At 61.9% G+C, this 20,522-nt stretch carries 21 protein-coding genes and 2 pseudogenes; 10 read left to right on the top strand and 13 right to left on the bottom strand.

Features of this window, described 5'->3' with window-relative positions; translation table 11 throughout:
* Positions 1-4: 4 nt before the first annotated feature.
* The 3 genes and pseudogenes from HNO52_RS21380 to HNO52_RS00480 all read left to right on the top strand — a co-directional run bounded on the left by HNO52_RS21380 (position 5) and on the right by HNO52_RS00480 (position 2,303).
* Positions 5-862 (top strand): annotated as a pseudogene (locus HNO52_RS21380) (NAD(P)-binding domain-containing protein).
* A gap of 3 nt (positions 863-865) precedes the next feature.
* Positions 866-1,003: pseudogene (locus tag HNO52_RS21375) on the top strand (transposase domain-containing protein); the annotation flags it as partial.
* Between the two features lie 247 nt (positions 1,004-1,250).
* The gene (locus tag HNO52_RS00480; RefSeq protein ID WP_197567144.1) at positions 1,251-2,303 is read left to right on the top strand and encodes an IS481 family transposase; all 1,053 of its coding nucleotides are present in this window, start codon (positions 1,251-1,253) and stop codon (positions 2,301-2,303) included.
* A gap of 105 nt (positions 2,304-2,408) precedes the next feature.
* Here HNO52_RS00480 and HNO52_RS00475 read toward each other — a convergent pair whose 3' ends face one another.
* Both HNO52_RS00475 and HNO52_RS00470 read right to left on the bottom strand, forming a co-directional pair.
* Positions 2,409-2,900, bottom strand: coding sequence for a hypothetical protein (locus HNO52_RS00475; protein ID WP_197567143.1), 492 nt, complete (start codon positions 2,898-2,900; stop codon positions 2,409-2,411).
* The gene (locus tag HNO52_RS00470) at positions 2,897-3,277 is read right to left on the bottom strand and encodes a hypothetical protein (RefSeq protein ID WP_197567142.1); all 381 of its coding nucleotides are present in this window, start codon (positions 3,275-3,277) and stop codon (positions 2,897-2,899) included. Before HNO52_RS00470 ends, HNO52_RS00475 begins: the two co-directional genes overlap by 4 nt.
* Between HNO52_RS00470 and HNO52_RS00465 the strand changes: the two genes are divergently transcribed.
* Entirely contained in the window at positions 3,276-4,295 is a 1,020-nt protein-coding gene (locus HNO52_RS00465) for an IS30 family transposase (protein ID WP_197565507.1), read from the top strand. The genes HNO52_RS00470 and HNO52_RS00465 overlap by 2 nt on opposite strands.
* Here the strand turns inward: HNO52_RS00465 and HNO52_RS00460 are convergent.
* The 4 genes from HNO52_RS00460 to HNO52_RS00445 form a co-directional block, all read right to left on the bottom strand.
* Positions 4,289-4,978 carry a hypothetical protein gene (locus HNO52_RS00460; protein WP_197567141.1) on the bottom strand — a complete coding sequence of 230 codons (690 nt, stop codon included), beginning with the start codon at positions 4,976-4,978 and terminating at the stop codon, positions 4,289-4,291. The genes HNO52_RS00465 and HNO52_RS00460 overlap by 7 nt on opposite strands.
* Positions 4,979-5,256: 278 nt before the next feature.
* On the bottom strand, positions 5,257-7,164 hold the full coding sequence (dxs, locus tag HNO52_RS00455) for a 1-deoxy-D-xylulose-5-phosphate synthase (protein WP_197567140.1): 1,908 nt from the start codon (positions 7,162-7,164) through the stop codon (positions 5,257-5,259).
* Positions 7,165-7,200: 36 nt separating this feature from the next.
* The gene (gene ispA, locus HNO52_RS00450; protein WP_197567139.1) at positions 7,201-8,091 is read right to left on the bottom strand and encodes a (2E,6E)-farnesyl diphosphate synthase; all 891 of its coding nucleotides are present in this window, start codon (positions 8,089-8,091) and stop codon (positions 7,201-7,203) included.
* Positions 8,075-8,371 carry an exodeoxyribonuclease VII small subunit gene (locus tag HNO52_RS00445; RefSeq protein ID WP_197567138.1) on the bottom strand — a complete coding sequence of 99 codons (297 nt, stop codon included), beginning with the start codon at positions 8,369-8,371 and terminating at the stop codon, positions 8,075-8,077. The genes ispA and HNO52_RS00445 overlap by 17 nt, the downstream gene beginning before the upstream one ends.
* 198 nt (positions 8,372-8,569) lie before the next feature.
* Here HNO52_RS00445 and serA point away from each other — a divergent pair, with 198 nt between their 5' ends.
* Positions 8,570-9,820: a phosphoglycerate dehydrogenase gene (gene serA / locus HNO52_RS00440; RefSeq protein ID WP_197567137.1), complete on the top strand. Its 1,251-nt coding sequence runs from the start codon at positions 8,570-8,572 to the stop codon at positions 9,818-9,820.
* 60 nt (positions 9,821-9,880) lie between these two features.
* Here serA and HNO52_RS00435 read toward each other — a convergent pair whose 3' ends face one another.
* Positions 9,881-10,555, bottom strand: coding sequence for a Fe2+-dependent dioxygenase (locus HNO52_RS00435; RefSeq protein ID WP_197567136.1), 675 nt, complete (start codon positions 10,553-10,555; stop codon positions 9,881-9,883).
* Between the two features lie 149 nt (positions 10,556-10,704).
* Here HNO52_RS00435 and HNO52_RS00430 point away from each other — a divergent pair, with 149 nt between their 5' ends.
* A complete protein-coding gene (locus HNO52_RS00430) occupies positions 10,705-11,853 on the top strand; it encodes a 4-helix bundle domain-containing protein (RefSeq protein ID WP_197567135.1) in 1,149 nt (382 codons plus the stop codon).
* 154 nt (positions 11,854-12,007) lie between these two features.
* Here HNO52_RS00430 and HNO52_RS00425 read toward each other — a convergent pair whose 3' ends face one another.
* Entirely contained in the window at positions 12,008-12,346 is a 339-nt protein-coding gene (locus tag HNO52_RS00425; protein ID WP_197567134.1) for a hypothetical protein, read from the bottom strand.
* A gap of 75 nt (positions 12,347-12,421) precedes the next feature.
* On the bottom strand, positions 12,422-13,159 hold the full coding sequence (locus HNO52_RS00420; protein ID WP_197567133.1) for a maleate cis-trans isomerase family protein: 738 nt from the start codon (positions 13,157-13,159) through the stop codon (positions 12,422-12,424).
* A gap of 151 nt (positions 13,160-13,310) precedes the next feature.
* On the opposite strand from HNO52_RS00420, the gene HNO52_RS00415 reads away from it, so the two are divergent.
* Complete coding sequence (locus HNO52_RS00415; RefSeq protein ID WP_197567132.1) at positions 13,311-14,219, top strand: DMT family transporter; 909 nt, start codon at positions 13,311-13,313, stop codon at positions 14,217-14,219.
* Positions 14,220-14,444: 225 nt separating this feature from the next.
* On the opposite strand, the gene HNO52_RS00410 is transcribed toward HNO52_RS00415, so the two are convergent.
* The gene (locus tag HNO52_RS00410; protein WP_197567131.1) at positions 14,445-15,683 is read right to left on the bottom strand and encodes an amino acid deaminase; all 1,239 of its coding nucleotides are present in this window, start codon (positions 15,681-15,683) and stop codon (positions 14,445-14,447) included.
* Positions 15,684-15,803: 120 nt separating this feature from the next.
* Between HNO52_RS00410 and HNO52_RS00405 the strand changes: the two genes are divergently transcribed.
* From HNO52_RS00405 to HNO52_RS00395, 3 genes are all read left to right on the top strand, one after another.
* Positions 15,804-16,595, top strand: a complete 792-nt coding sequence (locus HNO52_RS00405; RefSeq protein ID WP_197567130.1) for an enoyl-CoA hydratase — start codon at positions 15,804-15,806, stop codon at positions 16,593-16,595.
* A 151-nt stretch (positions 16,596-16,746) separates the two neighbouring features.
* Positions 16,747-17,592, top strand: a complete 846-nt coding sequence (locus HNO52_RS00400; RefSeq protein WP_197567129.1) for an IclR family transcriptional regulator — start codon at positions 16,747-16,749, stop codon at positions 17,590-17,592.
* On the top strand, positions 17,589-18,092 hold the full coding sequence (locus HNO52_RS00395) for an Lcl C-terminal domain-containing protein (RefSeq protein ID WP_197567128.1): 504 nt from the start codon (positions 17,589-17,591) through the stop codon (positions 18,090-18,092). Before HNO52_RS00400 ends, HNO52_RS00395 begins: the two co-directional genes overlap by 4 nt.
* A 35-nt stretch (positions 18,093-18,127) precedes the next feature.
* On the opposite strand, the gene HNO52_RS00390 is transcribed toward HNO52_RS00395, so the two are convergent.
* The 3 genes from HNO52_RS00390 to HNO52_RS00380 are packed head-to-tail and all read right to left on the bottom strand — an operon-like array spanning position 18,128 to position 20,515.
* Positions 18,128-18,637, bottom strand: coding sequence for a MarR family winged helix-turn-helix transcriptional regulator (locus HNO52_RS00390; protein ID WP_232090435.1), 510 nt, complete (start codon positions 18,635-18,637; stop codon positions 18,128-18,130).
* A gap of 34 nt (positions 18,638-18,671) precedes the next feature.
* On the bottom strand, positions 18,672-19,967 hold the full coding sequence (locus HNO52_RS00385) for a TRAP transporter large permease (RefSeq protein WP_197567127.1): 1,296 nt from the start codon (positions 19,965-19,967) through the stop codon (positions 18,672-18,674).
* Positions 19,964-20,515 (bottom strand): TRAP transporter small permease, encoded by a 552-nt coding sequence (locus HNO52_RS00380; RefSeq protein ID WP_197567126.1) that lies wholly within the window; start codon positions 20,513-20,515, stop codon positions 19,964-19,966. Before HNO52_RS00380 ends, HNO52_RS00385 begins: the two co-directional genes overlap by 4 nt.
* Positions 20,516-20,522 lie beyond the last annotated feature (7 nt).

Genomic DNA, 20,522 nt, shown 5'->3' with positions numbered 1-20,522 from the left:
AAACATGCGCAAGATCGGTTTCATTGGCCTGGGCATCATGGGCCGCCCATGGCGCGCCATCTGCTGGACGCCGGCCGTGAGCTGGTGACAGTCAAGCGCGGCCCCTTCGATGCCACCCTCGCCGACAAGGGCATGAGCGAGGTGGAGACCCCCGCGGCGGTGGCCGCCGAGGCCGAGGTGATCATCACCATGGTGCCCGACACCCCCGACGTCGAGGAGGTGCTGTTCGGCGAGGGCCTCAGGCTCGGCACCCTGGTGATCGACATGAGCTCCACCGCCCCGCTGGACACCCAGAACTTCGCCCGCTGCATCCACGAGGCCGGCGGTGAGTAAGTCGATGCCCCGGTCTCCGGCGGAGAGGGAGGCGCCATCAACGCGGCGCTGACGATCATGGTGGGCGCCACCCAGGAGGGCTTCGAGCGCGCCATGCCGATCCTCGAGGTGATGGGCAAGACCATCTCCAACATCGGCAGCCACGGTGCCGGCCAGACCTGCAAGGTGGCCAACCAGATCGTGGTGGCACTGACCATCGAGGCGGTAGCCGAGGGCCTGCTGTTCACCTCCAAGGCGGGGGGCCGATGTGGCCAAGGTGCGCGAGTCGCTGCTCGGCGGCCTGGCCCAGTCGAAGGTCCTAGATGTCCATGGCGAGCGGATGATCAGCCGTTCCTTCGACCCGGGCTTTAAGGTCCGCCTGCACCAGAAGGGCCTCAACCTGGCCCTGGACGGGGCACGCAGCCTCAACCTGGCACTGCCAACGCCCAGAAGCTATTCCAGACCTGTGCCGCCCACGGCGGCGCCGACTGGGACCATGCCGGCTTCCTACGGGCCCTTGGAGAAGCTGGCCGATCATGAAATGGTCTAGTGAATGAGTCTGACTCAGTGCGCCAAGCTGAACGGCTATGAGCTCTACGTCTAGATGAAGGACGTGCTCAAACGGCTGCCGACGCAGAAGGCCAGCCAGCTCCACGAACTTCTGCCTCAGAACTGGAAGCCGTGCAACTGATCATACTGCCTCCGGCAGACAGCCGCTAACTGTTCAGAATGGTTGATCAGCATAGGCTAAAATTCAACTTACGGCCAGAAGCGGACATTTAGGAAATACTGATGCAAGGCCCAGCTCAGCGGGCAATTTGAAGTGTGACGGTATTTACCTGACAGTCGGCCGCTGAAAAGCAGAGTGGCCATAGTGCTCCCCGTGGGTTATAGAACGAGTGTCTGACGCTCGGCTGTAACACCATGAGGAAACGACTATGACCACCGAAGAAAAGGTAGCACGTCGCAAGCTCAGTCTCCTAGAACTGGCCAAGGATCTGCAGAACGTCAGCAAGGCCTGCAAGGTCATGGGCTACTCCCGGCAGCAGTTCTATGAGATCCGTCGCAACTATCAAACCTTCGGCTCTGAAGGGCTGATCGACAAGCTCCCCGGGCCACGGGGACCACACCCCAATCGCGTCAGCGAAGAGATCGAAACGGCTATCCTCGAGCACAGCCTGGCCTTCCCCACTCACGGTCCGGTTCGTGTCGCGCAAGAACTGGCGCTACGTGGCATTCAGGTCAGCTCTACGGGCGTCAGAGGCGTCTGGGGACGCCATGACTTGCTGACCCGTCATGAACGCCTTCTGCGGCTCGAGAGGGCCACACGCGAGCAGAAGATCGAGCTGACCGAAGATCAAGTCCGCCACCTGGAGCGGTTCAGCCCTGAGTTTCGTGAACGGCATATCGAAGTCCATCACACCGGCGAGCTGGTCGCTGTCGACACCTTCTTCGTCGGTACGCTCAAGGGGGTTGGCAAGGTCTATCTCCAGTCCGTCATCGACTGCTTCAGCCGCTACGCCTGGGGCCGCCTCTACACCAGCAAACTGCCCATCACGGCCGTGCATGTGCTCAATAATGACGTGCTGCCCTTCTTCGAGGCTCACAACGCCAAAGTCAGCACGGTACTCAGCGACAACGGCCGCGAGTTCTGCGGCCGTAAGGATCAGCATCCGTATGAGCTGTTCCTTCAGCTCGAAGAAATCGAGCACCGCACCACCAAGGTTCGCCGACCGCAGAGCAACGGCTTCGTCGAGCGGTTGCACCGCACCCTGCTGGACGAGCACTTTCGCATCCAGGGGCGCACCAAGTGGTACGAAGCCCTGGAAGAAATGCAGCAGGACCTGGACGACTATCTGGCCACCTACAACACGAAACGGCCGCATCAAGGCCGCAACATGAAGGGGGCGACGCCCTATGCCGTGTTCAAGAAAGGGCTCCCCAAAGAGACGAAGAAGGAACCCAGGAAAACGGCAGAAAACACTGCTTAACTATAGGGAGCCCATGGGGGCATGTGTCAGGTGAATACCATCACTGTACAGGCAATTTAAGCGAAGCGGAAATTGATCCGCTATAGCTGATTGTTATACGGAACTTTACTCATCAATGCCTTCCTGCTTTCGCCTTTCTTGTATTTCATGTTCTATTCTTTCCTTTTGGAGCTCCATTAAAGCTGATGGAAGTTTGAATGAAATAAAGCAAGAAATTGAAGCAATGAACATATATATGTATTCTAGAATCACTTGGGTGGTTGGAAATCTCCCTTTAACCACAATGGATGAAAAAATAAGAAACAAAGTTATCAGATACCCCTTAAACAACCATTTATGCCTGACCAACCTATTATAAGTAAGGTCACTACCCAATCTCGCCATCTGCCATCCACCTGAAGGCAGAGACTTTGGATCACCTATCAGTGTAATTACTGCTACGAGAAAACCAGCGAGAATAGAGAAAACTGTCACTATTACATTAATTGCATCCTGATTCCCATGAATCAAAGGCTGACCAAAATATGAAGCCAAGAAACTCCACAAAACAATGCAAACTCCATACTTGACTTTTTCCTTGTCAAGCTGAGCATTCATTGCTTGAACACACCATCAGCATTCAAGCGCTCATAATATTCTTTCAGCTTTGTCCAAGCTGATTCCTTGCTAAGAGACTTGCCTAGAGTCTTCACTCGGAAAGAATCTGAAACTCTGATTTCCTCAGACGTTATACGGTTATTTGCTCCGGTTATAATTACAAACCCGTTATCATCATCTTTTTCAAATTCTGAAATAACTTGTTCCGCCGTTCTCTCTAATCGCCTCCTTCCGACTTCGCCAAACTTAGGCTCTTTTAAGTGTCTTCTTGCCTCCATTCCATCAAATTTAATTGAAACCTTTATATTAAGATTCTCCTTTTCGGCGGTCTCAATGACGAAGTGCAACACCTGACCCATCAGGTATCGTGTTGCCATGCCTCATTGCTATCGCCACCTCACTGCTGAAGACCGAGCCGCCATCATGATGATGCGAACCACCCACTCGATCCGGGCCATCGCCGCTCACTTGGGGCGCGCGCCAAGTACCGTGTCACGGGAGCTTGCTCGCCATACGGTCGATGCCAGCAGAGGCTACGATGCCAGCCTGGCAGGCTATAGAGCTCGGTTGGCGCGTCACCGGCCACGTCAGCAACCAAAGCTGCATCCCGGCAGCGAGCTATTCGATTTAGTCGCCTATCTGCTGCGCCAGTACTGGTCACCGCAGCAGATCGCCAGCACACTGTCACTCATGTTTCCTGATGATAATCGCCGCCAGGTCTCCCACGAGACCATCTACAACGCGCTCTATGTGATGCCCCGAGGCTCTCTCAAGAAAGAGCTCATCGCCTGCTTGCGGCAGGGCAACGGCAAGCGTCGGCCGCGCAGCCGGGGTAAAGACCGGCGTGGCCAGATCCCGGACCTGGTTAGCATTCATATGCGGCCGCCCGAGATCGAAGACCGCCTGATGCCCGGCCACTGGGAAGGTGACCTGATCATGGGAGCCAACAACCGATCCGCTGTCGGCACGCTGGTGGAGCGCACCACGCGCCTGGTGATACTGGCCAAACTGGACGGCACGACGGCCACCGCCGCTGCCATCGGGTTCAGCGACAAGCTGAACGAGGTCCCACGCGCCTTGCGGCTCTCCATGACCTACGACCAGGGCAGGGAGATGATGCAGCATGCCGAGATCACACAACGGACCGGGACGGCCATCTATTTCGCCGATCCCCATAGCCCGTGGCAACGAGGCTCTAACGAAAATACCAACGGTTTGTTGCGGCAGTACCTGCCGAAGGGCACGGACCTGTCGGTCTATAGCCAGGAAGAGCTCGATGCCATTGCGGATTCCTTGAACACACGACCGCGCAAGACATTGGACTGGCGAACGCCTCTGGAAGTCTATTCCGAGGTGCTCAAGAAATCGGTCGCTGGACCGGGCACCCTTCAATAGTGTTGCGCTTGGAACTTGAGACCGCCTTCCTTTATATCTTTTAATTCTTTATCATTGCCGAATATCGCAGTCAGTTGATCGGCAACAAGCCTTTTAATCCCTGACACCTTTGGCTTTGTTTTATCAAGATGAATCAAGCTTGCCTCATAGAGCGATGCGTCAATATCTACTTCCTTAACACCCTCATCTCGAATCATTTTAAGCTTGCTTGCTTTTGCCACTTTATCTAGCTCGAATGTCTTGGCTATCTCTTTGCTATCACATGCACGAAGAACATGCCATATGTATGTTTCGACAACTTTCTCTCGGGCTCCAGATGGACAAAGTATCACATGATTTCCATTCACATAGACAAAAACATCACCATCCAGATAATCTTTTCCTGCAGGAGCATTCTGAGCAGTAACATTTGAAATTTTTGCAGCTTTATCTTTATCTATTGTAGAGGTCGCTTCGCCGGGAACATATGAGGCTATCTGCAGAAATAATCCATTATCATTTTTGAAGTTAGCCCCCCTGATCTCGGCACCTGAGCCTACCTCGAAAGTCCTTTTCCCTACGGTATCAAGCTCTTTATGAGCATCTTCCAAGAGCTTTTGAATGGTTGCCTTCCCTTGGCTATCCCACCTTGCCCTGCGGTAATAAAATTTCTTGGTTTTTAATTCCGGTTTTTTCCCAGCCACTTAAAATACCTCTGGATTAGTAATTTTGTGCTGATTGGTGGTATCACAGGTATTAGACCGCACGGTCTATGAACGTGCCTGCCGCCTTTCCGGCATGGCCGCTTTGGGTCGATAGCTGCCTTGCCTAAGTATTACCTCGCAACTAACAAGATACACAAAGAAACCTTAATTTATAAGCATCCAAGGCTTTTCTGACGAAAGTAGTATTCAACGTTAATTCAATTCGCAAAAAAACCGGCCTATGAGACCGGCTGCATAGAGAGAACGGAGTTGAAGATTTAGCTCAAACGCGCCCTTATCGCCGCTTCGATACCGGCAGCGTCCAGGCCACATTCGGCCAACAGCTCGGCGGGCTTGCCGTGCTCGACGAAGGCATCGGGCAAGCCCAGGTTGAGCATGGCAACCTTCATGCCTTCGGCGGCGAGCAGCTCATTGACACCGCTGCCGGCCCCGCCTGACACAACGTTCTCCTCGAGGGTGACCAGCAGGTCGTGCTCGGCCGCGGCTGCAAGGATCGATTCGCGGTCGAGCGGCTTGACCGAGCGCATGTTGACGTGGGAGGCATCGAGAGCCTCAGCAACTTCGGCCGCCGGGCCATTGAGGCTGCCGAACGCGAGCAGGGCAATGCGCTTGCCCGCCTTGGCGCCGCTCTCGCGCCGCCGTTCGGCCTTGCCGATCTCCAGCGGCTCGAGGTGCGTGGGGATCTCCACGCCCGGCCCCGTGCCGCGCGGGTAGCGCACTGCGGCCGGCCCAGGATAGTGATAGGCGGCACTGAGCATGGCGCGGCACTCGGCCTCGTCGGCCGGTGCCAGCACTACCATGCCGGGAATGCAACGCAGGAAGGAGAGGTCCATGCTGCCGTGGTGGGTGGGGCCATCCTCGCCCACCAGGCCGGCGCGATCGATGGCGAAAGTGACGTCGAGCCCCTGCACCGCCACGTCGTGAATCAGCTGATCGTAGCCGCGCTGCAGGAAGGTGGAGTATATCGCCACCACCGGCTTCATCGCCTCGCAGGCCATGCCGGCGGCCAGCGTTACCGCATGCTGCTCGGCGATGGCCACGTCGTAGTAGCGCTCGGGATACTCCTTGGAAAAGCGGATCAGGTCGGAACCTTCGCGCATCGCCGGGGTGATACCGATCAGCCGCTCGTCGGCCGCCGCCATGTCGCACAGCCATTCGCCGAAGACATTGCAGTACTTCAATTTCTTCTTGACCGGTACGGCGGGCTTGCTGATTGGCGCCTCGCCATTCTTTTCCAGCTTGGTGATGGCGTGGTAGCCGATGGGGTCGGCTTCGGCGGGCAGGAAGCCGCGCCCCTTGCGGGTCTTCACGTGCAGGAACTGCGGCCCGTCCAGGTCGCGTATGTTGCGCAGGGTCTGGATCAGGGTGGGCAGGTCGTGGCCGTCGAGCGGGCCGATGTAGTTGAAGCCCATCTCCTCGAACAGCGTGGCCGGGCTGACCATGCCCTTCATGTGCTCCTCGGTGCGTCGGGCGAGTTCCAGCGCGCCGGGGAGGCGAGAGAGAACGCGCTTGCCCTCCTCGCGGAAGGTCAGGTAGGGCTTGCTGGAGAGGATGCCCGCCAAGTAGCTGGCGATGCCACCGACGTTCTCGGAGATCGACATCTCGTTGTCATTGAGTACCACCAGCAAGTTGGCGTCCAGGTGGCCGGCGTGCGCCAACGCTTCGAAAGCCATGCCGGCGGTCAAGGCGCCATCGCCGATCACCGCACACACCCGGCGCCTGTCGCCGCGGGTGGCGCTTGCCAGCGCCATGCCCAGCGCTGCCGAGATCGAGGTGCTGGAGTGGCCCACGCCGAAGGTGTCGAAAGGCGATTCGGCGCGGCGCGGGAAGGCGGCCAGCCCGCCATACTGGCGAATGCTGGGCATCGCCTCACGGCGGCCGGTGAGGATTTTGTGCGGGTAGGCCTGGTGGCCAACGTCCCACACCAGGCGGTCATGCGGCGTCTCCAGAGCGTGGTGCAGCGCCACGGTGAGTTCCACCACGCCCAGGCCGGCGCCGAAATGGCCGCCGCTGCGTCCCACGCTGTAGAGCAGGTACGCGCGAAGTTCGTCGGCTACCTGCAGCAGTTGGGCACCGGTCATGGCCCGCAGTGATGCCGGCGTGTCCAGCGAATCGAGCAGCGGGGTCACCGGGCGCTCGACTGGTATTACGTCGTAGAGCTTCATGTGCGATTCGGTCGTCCTGGCTGTCATGCCATATGGCTAGTGGTCGCGCTCGATCATGTAGCGGGCCAGCTGCGCAAGCGGGTCGCCCGCTTCACCCAGCGGCGCCAACGCCACCAGCGCCTCCTCGGTCAACTCGCCGGCCCTGCGGCGGGCGCCTTCCAGCCCCAGCAGGGCGGGATAAGTGGGCTTTTCCCGTGCTGCATCGGCACCCGACGCCTTGCCCAGGGTCTGGGTATCGCCGGTGACGTCGAGGACGTCGTCGTGAATCTGAAAGGCCAGGCCGAGCGCCTCGGCGTATCGTTCCAGCGCCGCGACACGGGGGTCATGTTCATCCACCGCCGTCAGCGCGCCCATACGTACCGCGGCGCGAATCAGCGCACCGGTCTTGTGGGCATGCATGGTGGCCAGGGCCTCGACGTCAGGGTGGCCGCCAACGGCGGCCAGGTCCAGTGCCTGGCCGCCGACCATGCCGTCGCGGCCGGCGGCCGTGGCCAGGGTGAGGATCAGCGCGGGCAGGCGCGGATGAGCGGCACCGGCGAGTACCTCGAAGGCCAGCGTCTGCAAGGCGTCGCCGGCGAGTATCGCCGTGGCCTCGTCGAAGGCGCGGTGGACCGTGGGCTGGCCGCGGCGCAGGTCGTCGTCGTCCATGGCCGGCAAGTCGTCGTGCACCAGCGAGTAGGAATGGATCAGCTCGACCGCGGCAGCCGGCGCATCGAGCGCCTCATCGGAGGCGCCCAGTGCTCGCCCGGCCAGGTAGACCAGTAGCGGACGCAGGCGCTTTCCGCCCACCAGCAGACCATGGCGCATGGCCTCCTCCAAGCGCGGTGCCGCAGGTTGACGGCGCTCAAAAGCCCGGGCCAGGAAGGCATCGACGCGCGCCCGGTCGGCGGCCAGGAGAACCGCGAGCGAGTCAGCGTTCACTATCATCCTCCGCAGCCGGGGCATCGAAGGGGGCGAAGTCAATGCTGCCGTCGGGACGCTCGATCAGGGTACGCACCCGCAACTCGGCCTCGTCCAGGCGACGCTGGGCATCGCGGGTCAGGCGCACGCCCTGCTCGAAGGCGGCAAGCGAACCCTCCAGCGACAGCTCGCCGGACTCCAGCTGTTCTACCAGCCGTTCCAGTCTCTCCACGGTCGCCGCGAAATCGACTTCGGCGTCCTCGCTCACCGCCATCTCGCCCGCCGCTTGCTTGTCACGTTCGGCCATGACACCTCTAACTCGTCGCCGCTGTTTTCAGGAGCCACAGTATACACGCACTGCCCCGGGGGTCGTCTGCCTGCGCCGCGCAACGTGCAGCGCCCTCATCTTCGCGACGCAGCATTTTCATCTTAGTTGGTAGCGATTGTGTTAACATGAGCGCCCTGTTTCCAGCACGCGGCGCACCAAGAAGGGGTTGATTCGACCATGGCCAAAACGTCCCTGGACAAGAGCAAGATCAAGATCCTGCTGCTCGAGGGCGTCCACCAAAGCGCGGTGGACAATTTCCTGAATGCCGGTTACACCAATATCGAGCACCTGACCACCTCGCTCGACGAGGCCTCGCTGGTCGACAAGATTCGTGACGTGCACTTCCTCGGCATTCGCTCGCGCACCCAGCTCAACGAGCGGGTCTTCGCCGCCGCCGAGAAGCTCAGCGCCGTGGGTTGCTTCTGCATCGGTACCAACCAGGTCGACCTCAATGCGGCGCTTACGCGCGGCATCCCGGTGTTCAACGCCCCCTACTCCAACACTCGCTCGGTGGCGGAGCTAGTGCTGGCCGAGGCCATCATGCTGCTTCGCGGCATTCCCGAGAAGAACGCCCGCGCCCACCAGGGCGGCTGGCTCAAGAGCGCCAAGGCCTCCCACGAGGCCCGCGGCAAGACGCTGGGCATCGTCGGCTACGGCAACATCGGCGCCCAGCTCTCCGTGCTGGCCGAGTCGCTCGGCTTCAACGTCATTTTCTATGACGTGGTGACCAAACTCGGCATGGGCAATGCCAACCAGGTGGCAAGCCTCGAGGAACTCCTGGCCCGGGCCGATGTGGTCAGCCTGCACGTGCCCGAACTGCCCTCCACCAAGTGGATGATCGCCAAGGATCAACTGGCGCTGATGAAGCCCAGCGGCATCCTGATCAACGCCTCCCGCGGTAGCGTGGTGGTGATCGAGGACCTGGCCGAGGCACTCGCGGCCGGTCGCCTCTACGGTGCCGCCATCGACGTCTTCCCGGTGGAGCCCAAGGGCAACGACGAAGAGTTCGTCAGCCCGCTGCGTGGCCTGCCCAACGTGATCCTCACGCCGCACATCGGCGGTTCCACTCTCGAGGCCCAGGAGAACATCGGCATCGAGGTCTCCGAGAAGATGATCACCTACTCGGACAACGGCACCACCGTCACCGCGGTCAACTTCCCCGAGGTGGCACTGCCGGCTCACCCGGACAAGCACCGCGTCCTGCACATTCACGACAACGTGCCGGGTGTGCTCTCCGAGATCAACCGGGTGCTCTCCGAAAGCGGCATCAACATCTCCGGCCAGTACCTGCAAACCAACGAGAAAGTCGGTTACGTGGTCATCGACGTGGACAAGGCCTACGGTGAGCAGGCACTCGAGGCGCTGCGCAAGGTCGAACACACCCTGCGCGTAAGGGTGCTCTACTCCGAGACCAATTTCGAGGATTGACGGCCAACGTCGCCATGCTCCCGGATCGCCGCGCTCAAGCGCGGCGTTCTTTTGTCCGGCTCAGATTTCCGCCCACATCCGCAGCAGATTCGCCAGGCTCTTGGACAGCATATCGAAGGTCTGCGTCTTGCCGTTGGCTTCGAACTCCTGTCGGCGAGTGGTATCCAGGTCGAAGAGAATCTCACGCTGTTGCGGGTCGCGAACCTGGCTCTGGGCCCAACCCACGGCGGCGAGACGCTCGCCTCGGACCACCGGTTCGACCCGGTGGAGCGTCGATGAAGGATAGAGGATCAGGCCACCGGCTGGCAGCTTGTAGGTCTGCTCACCCGCCGTCGAGTCGATTAGCAGTTCGCCGCCGTCATAGCTTTCCGGCTCACTGAGAAAAAGGGTGAAAGACAAGTCGGTTCGCATGGCGCCCTGGGGCGTGGCCATGACGGCATCGTCGACATGGTTGCCGTAGGTCATGCCCTCCTGATAACGGCTGAACATGAGCGGTTTCATGCGCCGTGGACGCGCCGCCATCTGGAAGAGCGGGTGGGCCTGGAGCGTCTTGGTGAGTTCCTGGCGTAACTCGCCAATTTCGGGCAATCGCCCATCGGCCTGCTCGTTCTGCTTGACCGTGCGAGCATGCCAGCCGGCAGTCTCCCGACCATCGCGGAAGTCCGTGTCGGCCAGGATGGTTCTGACGCGGGACAACAACTCTGGTGAGACAGCCTGGTCGATGCAGAGGATCATGGAGGCGCTCCAGTCGGACGAGAAATCAGCGTTGAGTATAACGAATCGCAAATCGTTTGCGTTAGGCTTTACAAGTCGGCAGCCTATAATGGCCTGGCGACGGCCCCGTGGCCGAGCCCCCTGATAAACGCAATCGACTAGGAGTCGACATGACCAATAATACCCGCACCAAGCTCTGGGTTGGCGTAGGCACCAGTGTTCTACTCGGCACCAGCTCGGCGAGCTGGGCCGAATTCGAAAGCCCTACCGATTATACCCAAGCCCCCGATACGCTTCTGCTGGCCAGCGCCGACCATGGCGGTGAAGGTGGTGAGGGCGGCGAAGGTGGCGAAGCCGGCCACGCCCAGGGTGGCGAAGGTGGTGAAGGTGGTGAAGGCGGAGAAGGCGGCGGCGCATCCGACCCCTACGCAGTCTTTGACTACCTGAATGAGTCCGCCGCTGGTGAAGGTGGTGAAGGCGGTGAAGGCGGTGAAGGCGGCCAAGCCCATTCCAGCTCCGAAGGTGGCGAAGGTGGCGAAGGCGGTGAAGGCGGCCAAGCCCATTCCAGCTCCGAAGGCGGCGAAGGCGGCGAAGGCGGCGAAGGCGGCGAAGGCGGCGAAGGCGGCGAAGGCGGCGAAGGCGGCGAAGGCGGCGAAGGCGGCGAAGGCGGCGAAGGCGGCAATGTCGATGCCAGCAACCCCGGCGTCTACTACACCAACCTGGCCATGATGAAGGGGCACCTGTTCGTCGCACGCGATCTCTTTCAGGAGGGCGAGAAGACGGCAGCCCAGCCGCACTTCGGCCACCCCATCGAGGAACACTACGAGCCCTTGGAGCTGGCTTTCGAGGAGCGTGGTGTCGAAGACTTCAAGAGCACGCTGGAGGCGCTGGTCGAGGAAGCTCGCGAGGGAGAGGAGTGGGACGACAACGCCGAGGCCTACGCAGCGGCGATGGAGGCCATCGACTCTGCCATGCAGGACGTAGACGAGGCGCTGCGTAGCGACGTGGCCTTCCAGAGCCGCGTCCAGCTGGCTCTGCTGCGTCAGGCAATGCACGAGTACGAGGAAGCCATCAAGGACGGCCAATTCGTCAATGTCGTCGAATACCAGGATAGCCGCGGGTTCGTGCAGGTGGCCAAGTCGCTGCTCGAAAGCCACTCCGACCTGTACGACAGCGAAAGCTTGGACGAACTCCAGGCAGCCTATACGGAGACGCTGACAGCCTGGCCCTCGGCCGTGGCACCGGAGACACCGGCCATGACGCCCGGCGAGCTCTCGGCCAGCCTGTTCAAGCTCGAAGCAGAGCTTGGCCAGTACTGAGCTCATCTGCCAATAGGGAGGGGCCAAAGGCTCCTCCTGGCTTCCCTTCGAGCAGCGAGCGCTTGCGACTGACTTGAGTGGCATGTCATGAGATGGCATGACGCCTACGCTGTGCGGGAGTCGTCGCGATGCTGGGAGGTGCCGTTCGAAGCGGCTACAGAGGCTTAATGTCGATCACATAGCCGATGATCGGATAGCCGGCTTTCTTCGCGGCCTTTTCGGCCTCCAACTGGGCTTCCAGCTTGGAGATGCTGGTGGAGCGGTGTTCAAAGACGGTGTCGGTTTCCAGTTTGCGCGTTCTCACCGCGAGCCGGACCAAGTGTCCGGTCTTGTAAGACTGGGCGGATTGATGGTCGACCGGCTTCGTACGCTTCTTCCCAAGGCTCTTGTCACCGGGCAGATCGGGTCTTGGCGAGGGCTCGTGCCCGGGTTTCAGAAAGGCATCGATCTCACGCCTGACGCTCTGCTCGAACTCACTCAGTTCGTCGCTCATTCGTCCTCCAGTGACAAAATTTTCCACTCCGTTCGGAACATAGCAAAACTCCTCGTTTATATTGCTTAACCCAGGTTATGCCGCTTCGCGCAATACCTGGAGATAGCGAACCGGGCCACCACTGCGCTGCAACAGTCTCAGCCCCGCCCATAGACTCACCTGATTGGCCGTGAGCACCGGGCGTCCGGCCTCCCGGTTCATCGTTTCTACCAGCTCGAGGGTATTGATCGCCGTATCGGGAACCAGGATCGGGTTGTTCGATTCGTGCCCCTGGGCATAATCACGTACGGTCGCGACGATATCGAGCCGGTGAGAATCCGCCGCATAGGGACAATCCAGCACACGAACGTTTTCCACTGTCACGTCGCTGTCGCACAGAAATTGAACCAACTGTTCGGTGACTTCCGCCGGATAGGGACTGAGCAGGTCGACCCGACGCTGGCCGAGAGCTGCCAGGGCATCTCGAAACGCCAGCGCGGTGCTGGTGGTGGGTACCCCCAGCCACTGCGAAAGCTCACGGGACTGGGCGAGAGACCACTCCAGCCCGCCAATGAAACTGCCGCTGGTACAGGCCCACACCACGGCCTGGGCGCCCTTGTCCCTGACCAGCGCCTCACCTGCCGCAGCCAGGCGATCGGTAGCCCCGAGGGCCATCAGGGCAGTGTGCTCATGGTGGCCGTCGCTGAGTATCTTTCCCACCTCGATGGCGGGCAGCGCCTCGCCGGGGCCGGGACGCTCGCTCAGTCCGTACCATTCATAGTCGGGGGGACCATCCTCAGGCAGCAGGATACCCAGACATTGTGCGTTTTGCATCGGTACCTCTTCGTGGTCAATGCCTCATGGCTTGTATGGCTGAGTTATCGTAGCCGGGCCTGCGCCAGGCTTGCCGATTCGACGCGGTAGTTCTTGTTATGCTAATGATTACTTTCCGAAGCATCCCGCATCGATCTCAGGGAAGACCCGCATGCCAACTGCCGCCGCCTACCTGATCGTAGTGCTGGTTTGGGCCACCACGCCACTGGGCATCAAGTGGAGCGCCGAGGCGGGCGCACCGGTCGGCAGCGTGATGCTGCGCATGCTGATCGCCTTTTTGGTGGGGCTGGCGATTCTGCTGCTGATGCGTCGAAGCCTGCGCAGGGACCTTCGTGCCATGAAAAGCTACGCAGCCGCGGTACCCGGGGTGTTCGGTGCCATGGCGCTTAGCTATCACGCCTCGATGTCGCTGCCTTCCGGCATGATGTCGGTGATCTTCGGCATGGCGCCTCTGATCTCAGGACTGATCCTGCAACTCATGCCCGGCGCCGTGAAGCTGCGCCGCTGGCACTGGTTCGGTTGCATTCTCGGCGTGGCGGGCCTGGCCGTGGTATTCGTCGACAGCCTGGTGTTGGGCAGTGACCAACTGCCAGCCCTGCTGATGATGCTCCTGGCCGTGACCTTGTTCAGCGGCAGCGGCATTACCGTGCAGCGCGTGGCTGCAGGCCTCGGCCCGCTGGAGCAGACCCTGGGGGCGCTGGGCTTGAGCCTGCCGTGCTTCTTCCTCCTATGGCTGGCCAGCGGCGAACCCTTGGCGGTGCCGCTCAGTGTACGCGGGCTGTGGGCGGTCCTCTACCTGGCGCTGTTCGGGTCGCTGCTCGGCTTCCTCTGCTATTTCCTGATCCTTTCGCGGCTTACCGCCGCCACTTTGGCACTGGTCACGTTGATCACCCCGATACTGGCGCTGGGTCTCGGCATGACGCTCAACCAGGAGCAGCCCTCTTCCTCGATGCTGGTCGGTGCGGCGCTGATCCTGGTGGCGCTCGGTGCTTACCTGTTCGGCGACAGGCTGGCGCGGCTCAAGGCCGCCCGCGAGCGAACGGCCGAACTGGAGCGATGAATCCATCTGGCTTAGGCTTTGCTTGAAAAGTCGGCGAGCGAAGGCCAGACAAGGCAAAAATCAGCGACAAATCGGCAGGAAAGCCGATTTTGGCAGCTCCGCTGCTCGAAGAGCGAGCGACAGGGATGACGCGAGTCCAAAGACGGAGTTTACGTGCTGTAAATGAGTACTTTGCGCTGATTTTTAACGCCGTATGGCCAAGCGAAGACAGTTTTCAGGCATAGCCTAGAAACAGGTCTGCATCACCTCTACCACCTCGAGCCGCTCGTCGACGCGGCAGATCCGTCGCCATTTGTCGAAGGTCAGGCAGGGGTGGGAAACGCCGAAGGCAACGATGTCTCCCACCCGCACCCTGCCGTTACCGGCGCCGGGCTCATCCTCGTCCGCGGGCAGTTGGACGAAGGCGTGCTGGTCCATCAGCTTGGTCAAGCGCCAACCCTCCACAGGCAGCAAACGGCCTCGCTCGTCGCCCTCGCGGTAGCGCCGCAGCGGCTCGGGCAACTGGTCGTGACCGATGTCACGCTTGCCCATGCCGATGATGGCAAGCCCCGGCTCGGGTAGAGACAACACCTGGGCGAATATCTCGAGTGCCGGCTTCAGCCCGCGCTCGATCTGCGGCTGCCGTCCCAGAAGCTCGCGCTGGGCCTGGCGGTAGATACCGTGATCGTGCACCACGTAGCAGCCAGGACGCAGCACCGGCACGAACCGGGCGCCCAGCCGTGCTTCATGGAATACGCCGGCGATCAGGTCGTACCAGGCCGAGCCGGACGCCGTGATGAGCGGCTGCGGCGTCTCGATCAGGGCGTCGCGCTCCAGCCCTTGAGCCGCCTCGACCAGTTGCCAGGCATAGGCGCGCACGGCTCGCTCGGGCTCGTTGCCGTGCACCACGCCTTCGTAACCCTCCAGCCCGGACAGCACCAATGCCTGCTCGCTGTCGATGCGCTCGGCCAGCGCCATCACCTCGTCGGTATCGCGACAGCCGCAACGTCCTCCGGGCATCCCGAGCTCTACCAATACCTTGAGGCGCAGGCCGCGGGCGGAGAAATAGTGTGCCAGTTGCTCGACGTTGGCGATGCTGTCGACCACACAGTAGAAATCGGCACCGGCTTCAATCAGCTCGGCGGCAATCGCCATGTTGGCCTCGCCGACGAGCTGGTTGGCCATCAATAGACGCTGGACGCCATGGCGGAAGGCCGCGCGGCACTGAGGGGCGGTAGCCAGGGTGATGCCCCAGGCACCCGCGGCGAGCTGGCGCTGGAACAGTTCGGGGCACATGGTGGTCTTGCCGTGAGGCGCCAGGCGCGCTCCATGGGCTTCGCAGAATCGCTGCATCCAGGCCAGGTTATGGGCCAGCGCCGGCTCGTGGATCACCGCGGCAGGCAGGCTGACGTCGGCCAGCAGCCGGTTGCCCGACTGCGGCATACCCTTGTGCAGATCTTCATGGTCAGGGATCGAATCGCTCATGCTTCGCTCTCGCTGGGTGGGCTCCGGGCAGCGGGCCACACCGTCTTTGGTCGCAGGGCTGACGAAAAACGTGCTCGACAGGCTAGGCTGGTGGCGGGCACGTTTCTACAGGATACGACAATGACCACAACCGTCGACGAACGTCCGGTAATTCGTCGCGATCAACGCGGCGTCGCCACCCTCACGCTGAATCGTCCGCGCCAGTTCAACGCGCTGTCGGAAGAGATGCTCAAGGCACTGGGCGACGAGCTCGCCCGCCTGGCCAACGATGACTCGGTACACTGCGTGGTCATCGCCGCCGAGGGGCGCGCCTTCTGCGCCGGGCACGACCTCAAGGAGATGCGCGCCAACCCCGACAAGGCCTATTACCAGGAGCTGTTCGCTCGCTGCGGAGAGGTCATGCAGCGCATCGTTCACCTGCCGGTGCCGGTGATCGCCCGGGTCCAGGGGCTGGCCACCGCCGCCGGCTGCCAACTGGTGGCCAGCTGCGACCTGGCGGTCGCAGCCAGGTCGGCTCGCTTCGCGGTGTCGGGCATCAACGTCGGGCTGTTCTGCTCGACGCCCGCCGTGGCGCTGTCGCGAAGCATCGGCCGCAAACGCGCCATGGAAATGCTGTTCACCGGCGAGTTCATCGACGCCGACCAGGCACTCGAATGGGGGTTGATCAATCGCGTGGCCGACGACGCGACGCTGGACGAGGCGCTCGCCGAACTCACTGCCAGCCTCTGCGCCAAGAGCCGCGTGGCGCTGCGTACCGGCAAGGCATTGTTCCAGCGCCAATTGCAGATGCCGCTGAATGAAGCCTACGCCTTCGCCGGCGAAACCATGGCCTGCAACATGCTGGCCGAGGACGTGGCCGAAGGCATCGATGCCTTTGTCGGCAAGCGCGAACCCCGGTGGCGCCATAGTTGATGAGGTTGTGGCAGGACACCGTGTAGAAAAGTCGCGGCACAAGAACTGTGGAAGGCATTTCCGCAATCGAGACAAGCCGGCAGCGAGGCGGTATCCTGTCGCTGACCTTCGCAGAAAGGTTCGCCAGGCCATTAGTAGAGGAAATACGCAGGTGAGTGAAGTCAAACGTAGAACGGCGGGGCGCCCTCCCGGCCCCGGCAAGAGCGCCAGCGGCCACAGCCAGTCGCTGGTGCGCGGGCTCACCCTGCTCGAGCGGCTAGCGGCCACGCCGGGCGGTCTGGCACTGTCCGAACTGGCCGAGATGGTCGATCTGGCGCCCTCTACCACTCACCGCCTGCTGCAGGCGCTGCAGGGCCAGGGCTTCGTCACCCAGGACGGCGAACTCGGCGTGTGGAAGATCGACGTCAAGACCTTCCGCATCGGCAACAGCTTCCTTGAGGCGCGCGACTTCGTCGCCACCAGCCGGCCCTTCCTGCGTCGCCTGACCGCCCAGACCGGTGAGACCGCCAACCTGGGCATTCGCGACGGTGCCAGGGCCGTGTTCCTGGCCCAGAGCGAATCGCCCCAGATGATGCGCATGATCACCCGGCTCGGCTCGCGCGCACCGCTGCACGCCTCGGGAGTGGGCAAGGCACTGATGGCCTGGCTGCCCGACGACGAGTTCGAATGGGTGCTGTCCGAACGCGGTCTCGAGCGGGTCACCGAAAATACCCTGCACACACCGGAGACGCTGCGGGCCAACCTTGCCGAGGTGCGTCGACAAGGCTTCGCCTGCGACCGCGAGGAGCATGCCATCGGGCTGCACTGCGTCGCTGCCTGCGTGCATGACCAGCATGGCACACCGTTGGCGGCAATCTCGGTGTCGGGGCCGGTAGCGCGTATTCCCGAAGCGCGACTACTGGAACTGGGTGAGCTGGTACGGGAAACCGCCGCCGAGATCACCGCCCGCCTTGGCGGCCGTGTGCCCAGCGCTCAACAGCAGGCTGCGGAAGCGTGAAGCGAGCCGCTCTTGCCGTGCTGATGGTGACCCTCGGCACACTCGGCCAAGGGCACGCCAGCGAACGCTTTCGTTTTCCCGTCGAAGACCGGGTCGCGGATACTACGAAGGGGCTGGTGTGGATGCGCTGCAGCCTGGGCCAGGCCTTTCGCGACGGCCGCTGCCAAGGCGAAGCGGAACGCCTGCCACTGAGCGGTGCCGAGGCGCATGTCGACGCCTTTTCCACGGCCGACTGTCCTTGGCGATTGCCGCGCTTTTTCGAACTGCGCAGCCTGATGCAGGCAAGCGACGCAGAGGGCATGGCGATCGACGGCAGGGCGTTTCCCGATACGCCCTCCGGCTGGTACTGGAATCAGGTCAGCGCCGGCGGTCATTCGCAGCAGGACTGCTTCGTCGATTTCGGCGGCCAGGGCCGAACCCGCTGCAACATGGCCGGTCAGTTTCTTGTGCGCCCGGTCATGGACGCCAGCGCAGCTTCTCCCGCCTGCCTCGCTCGCTGAACAAGAATCGACTGCCTACCGCCGCCCTCGAGAGGTCAGCCTATCCGCTCCAGCTGTCGCTCGAGCTTGCGCATCACGTTGAGCAGGTCGCGATACTCGCCGGCGGTGAGGGTCGCCACCAGCTCCGCCTCCCAGCCTTGAGCCTCGGGGATCAGCTTGGCCAACAGCGCCTGGCCGGCGGCAGTGAGGTGAAGGTCCTGCTGTCGCTGGTCCTCGGGGGCGGGCGTGCGACTGATCAGGCCGCGCTCCTCCAGTGCCTGGATGGCCCTCGATACACGGGCCTTGTCCATATTGGTATAAGTGCAGACCTTCTTCGCCGTCAGCTCGTCGCAGTGGCTGAGCCAGGCAAGCACCCGCCACTGCGCGATGTTGAGCTGGTAGCGCTCCTCGTAGAGTTCGGCCAGCGCCTGGCTGATGCGATCGGCCAGGCTGTTGAGCCGGTAGGGCAGGAACTGATTGAGGTCCAGCTCCGGCTTTGTCGATGGTTCGGCCAGACGCTCGTCACCCTCCTTGGTGAGGCCGGCCTGGCGCTCTTCCGTGTTCATCTCTGGGACTCCTCACCCTACGCTGGGCAGCGTTTCAATACAGCAGTTGCGGCAGGAACAGCACGATACCCGGGAACACCAGTACCAGCAACGCGCGCACCATTCCGGCTACCCAGAACGGCGTCACCCCGCGGAAGATCGTGCCCGTAGAGACGTCCGGCAGTACCGCCCGCAGCACGAACACGTTCATCCCCACCGGCGGTGTGATCAGGCTGATCTCGATCACGATCACCACCAGGATGCCGAACCACACCAGGTCGAAGCCGAGCCCCGCCACCACCGGGAAGAATACCGGCACGGTAAGCAGCAGCATCGACATGCTCTCGAACACGCAGCCGAGCAGCACGTAGATGGCGAGTATCACCAGGATCACCATGAACGGGGCGATGTCGAGCCCACTGACGAACGCCAGCAGCTCGTTGGGCAGCCCCGCCCGGTTGATGAAGTTGGCGAAGATCAGCGCGGTGAGCACTACGGCAAACAGCATGGCGGTGGTGCGCACGGTGTCCATCAGCACGTTCATCAGCACCTGAACGGTCAGTGCGCGACGCAGCAGGGCGATGATGAAGGCGCCCATGGCGCCGATGCCGGCGGCTTCGGTGGGGGTGAATACGCCGAGGTAGATGCCGCCGATTACCAGCACGAACAGCGCCAGAGTGTCGCCCACGCTCTTCAGCGCCTTGAGGCGTTCGGGCCACGCGACCTTCTCGCCGGCGGGGCCGGCGTCGGGGTCGCGCCACAGTACCCACTGCACCGAGCCCAGGTAGAGCACGATACCCAGGATGCCGGGAATGAAACCGGCGGCAAACAGCTCACGGATGCTGGTTTCGGTGAGAATGCCGTAGATCACCAGCATGACGCTGGGCGGGATCAGGATGCCCAGCGTGCCGCCGGCGGCGATGGAAGCCGAGGCCAGGGTGTCCTTGTAGCCGTACTTGCGCATCTGCGGCATGGCGACTCGGCCCATGGTGGCGCAGGTGGCGAGGCTCGAGCCGCAAATGGCGCTGAAGCCGCCGCAAGCGACGATGGTGGCCATGGCCTGGCCGCCCTTGCGGTGGCCGAGGAAGCCGTTGGAGGCACGGAACAGGGCGTCTGACAGGCCGGCATGCGACACCAGGTTGCCCATCAAGATGAACAGCGGGATTACTGACAGTCCGTAGTCCATGGCGGTATCAATCACCCGCCTCGCGGCCATCGATTCGGCGGCGCTCCAGTTGCCGGTGAGATAGTAGAAGCCGACGAAGCCGACGATGCCCATGGCGAAGGCCAGTGGCACGCGCAGAAACGCCAGGATCAGCAGGGCGGCGAACCCGTAGAGTGCTTCTATCACGTATCACCTCCCGGGTTTTTCTCCGGGCTGAGTGGGCCGCCCCGCTCGACCATGCCGAAGCCTTCGAGCAAATAGCGCACCGCACGCAGCAGCGTCAGCAGAGCGGAAACGGCCAGCATGGCTGCAATCAGATAAATCAGGTAGCCCACCGGAATGCGCAGGAACTCGGTCACGTCACCCCACTGGAAGGCTCGCGCACCCAGCGCCCAGACGCGGCTTGCCATGACCCACAGCGCGGCGGTGACGATCAGATTGACCAGCAGCTGGCGAATCCAGATCAGCCGCGCGGGAAAGATCGTGTCGAGCAGGTCGACGCTGACGTGCTCCTCGCGCCAGCACACCACCGGCAGCGACAGAAACACCACCGCCGCCAGCATCAGTTGGGTCAGCTCGACGGTGCCGAGAATCGGAGAATTGAAGAAGAAACGGCCGGCAACGTCCGCCGTGGTCAGCAGCATCATGGCAAAGAGGGTGGCACCCGCCACCCCCTCCAGCCCCAGCTGCATGACCCGACCGACACGCTGCCAACGGGTCGACAGGCTGGTCATGATTGGC

The sequence above is a fragment of the Halomonas sp. MCCC 1A13316 genome, assembly GCF_014931605.1.
GTDB lineage: Bacteria > Pseudomonadota > Gammaproteobacteria > Pseudomonadales > Halomonadaceae > Halomonas.
The sequence above is the reverse complement of the archived record's forward strand: the minus strand, read 5'-3'. Positions and strand labels throughout refer to the sequence as shown.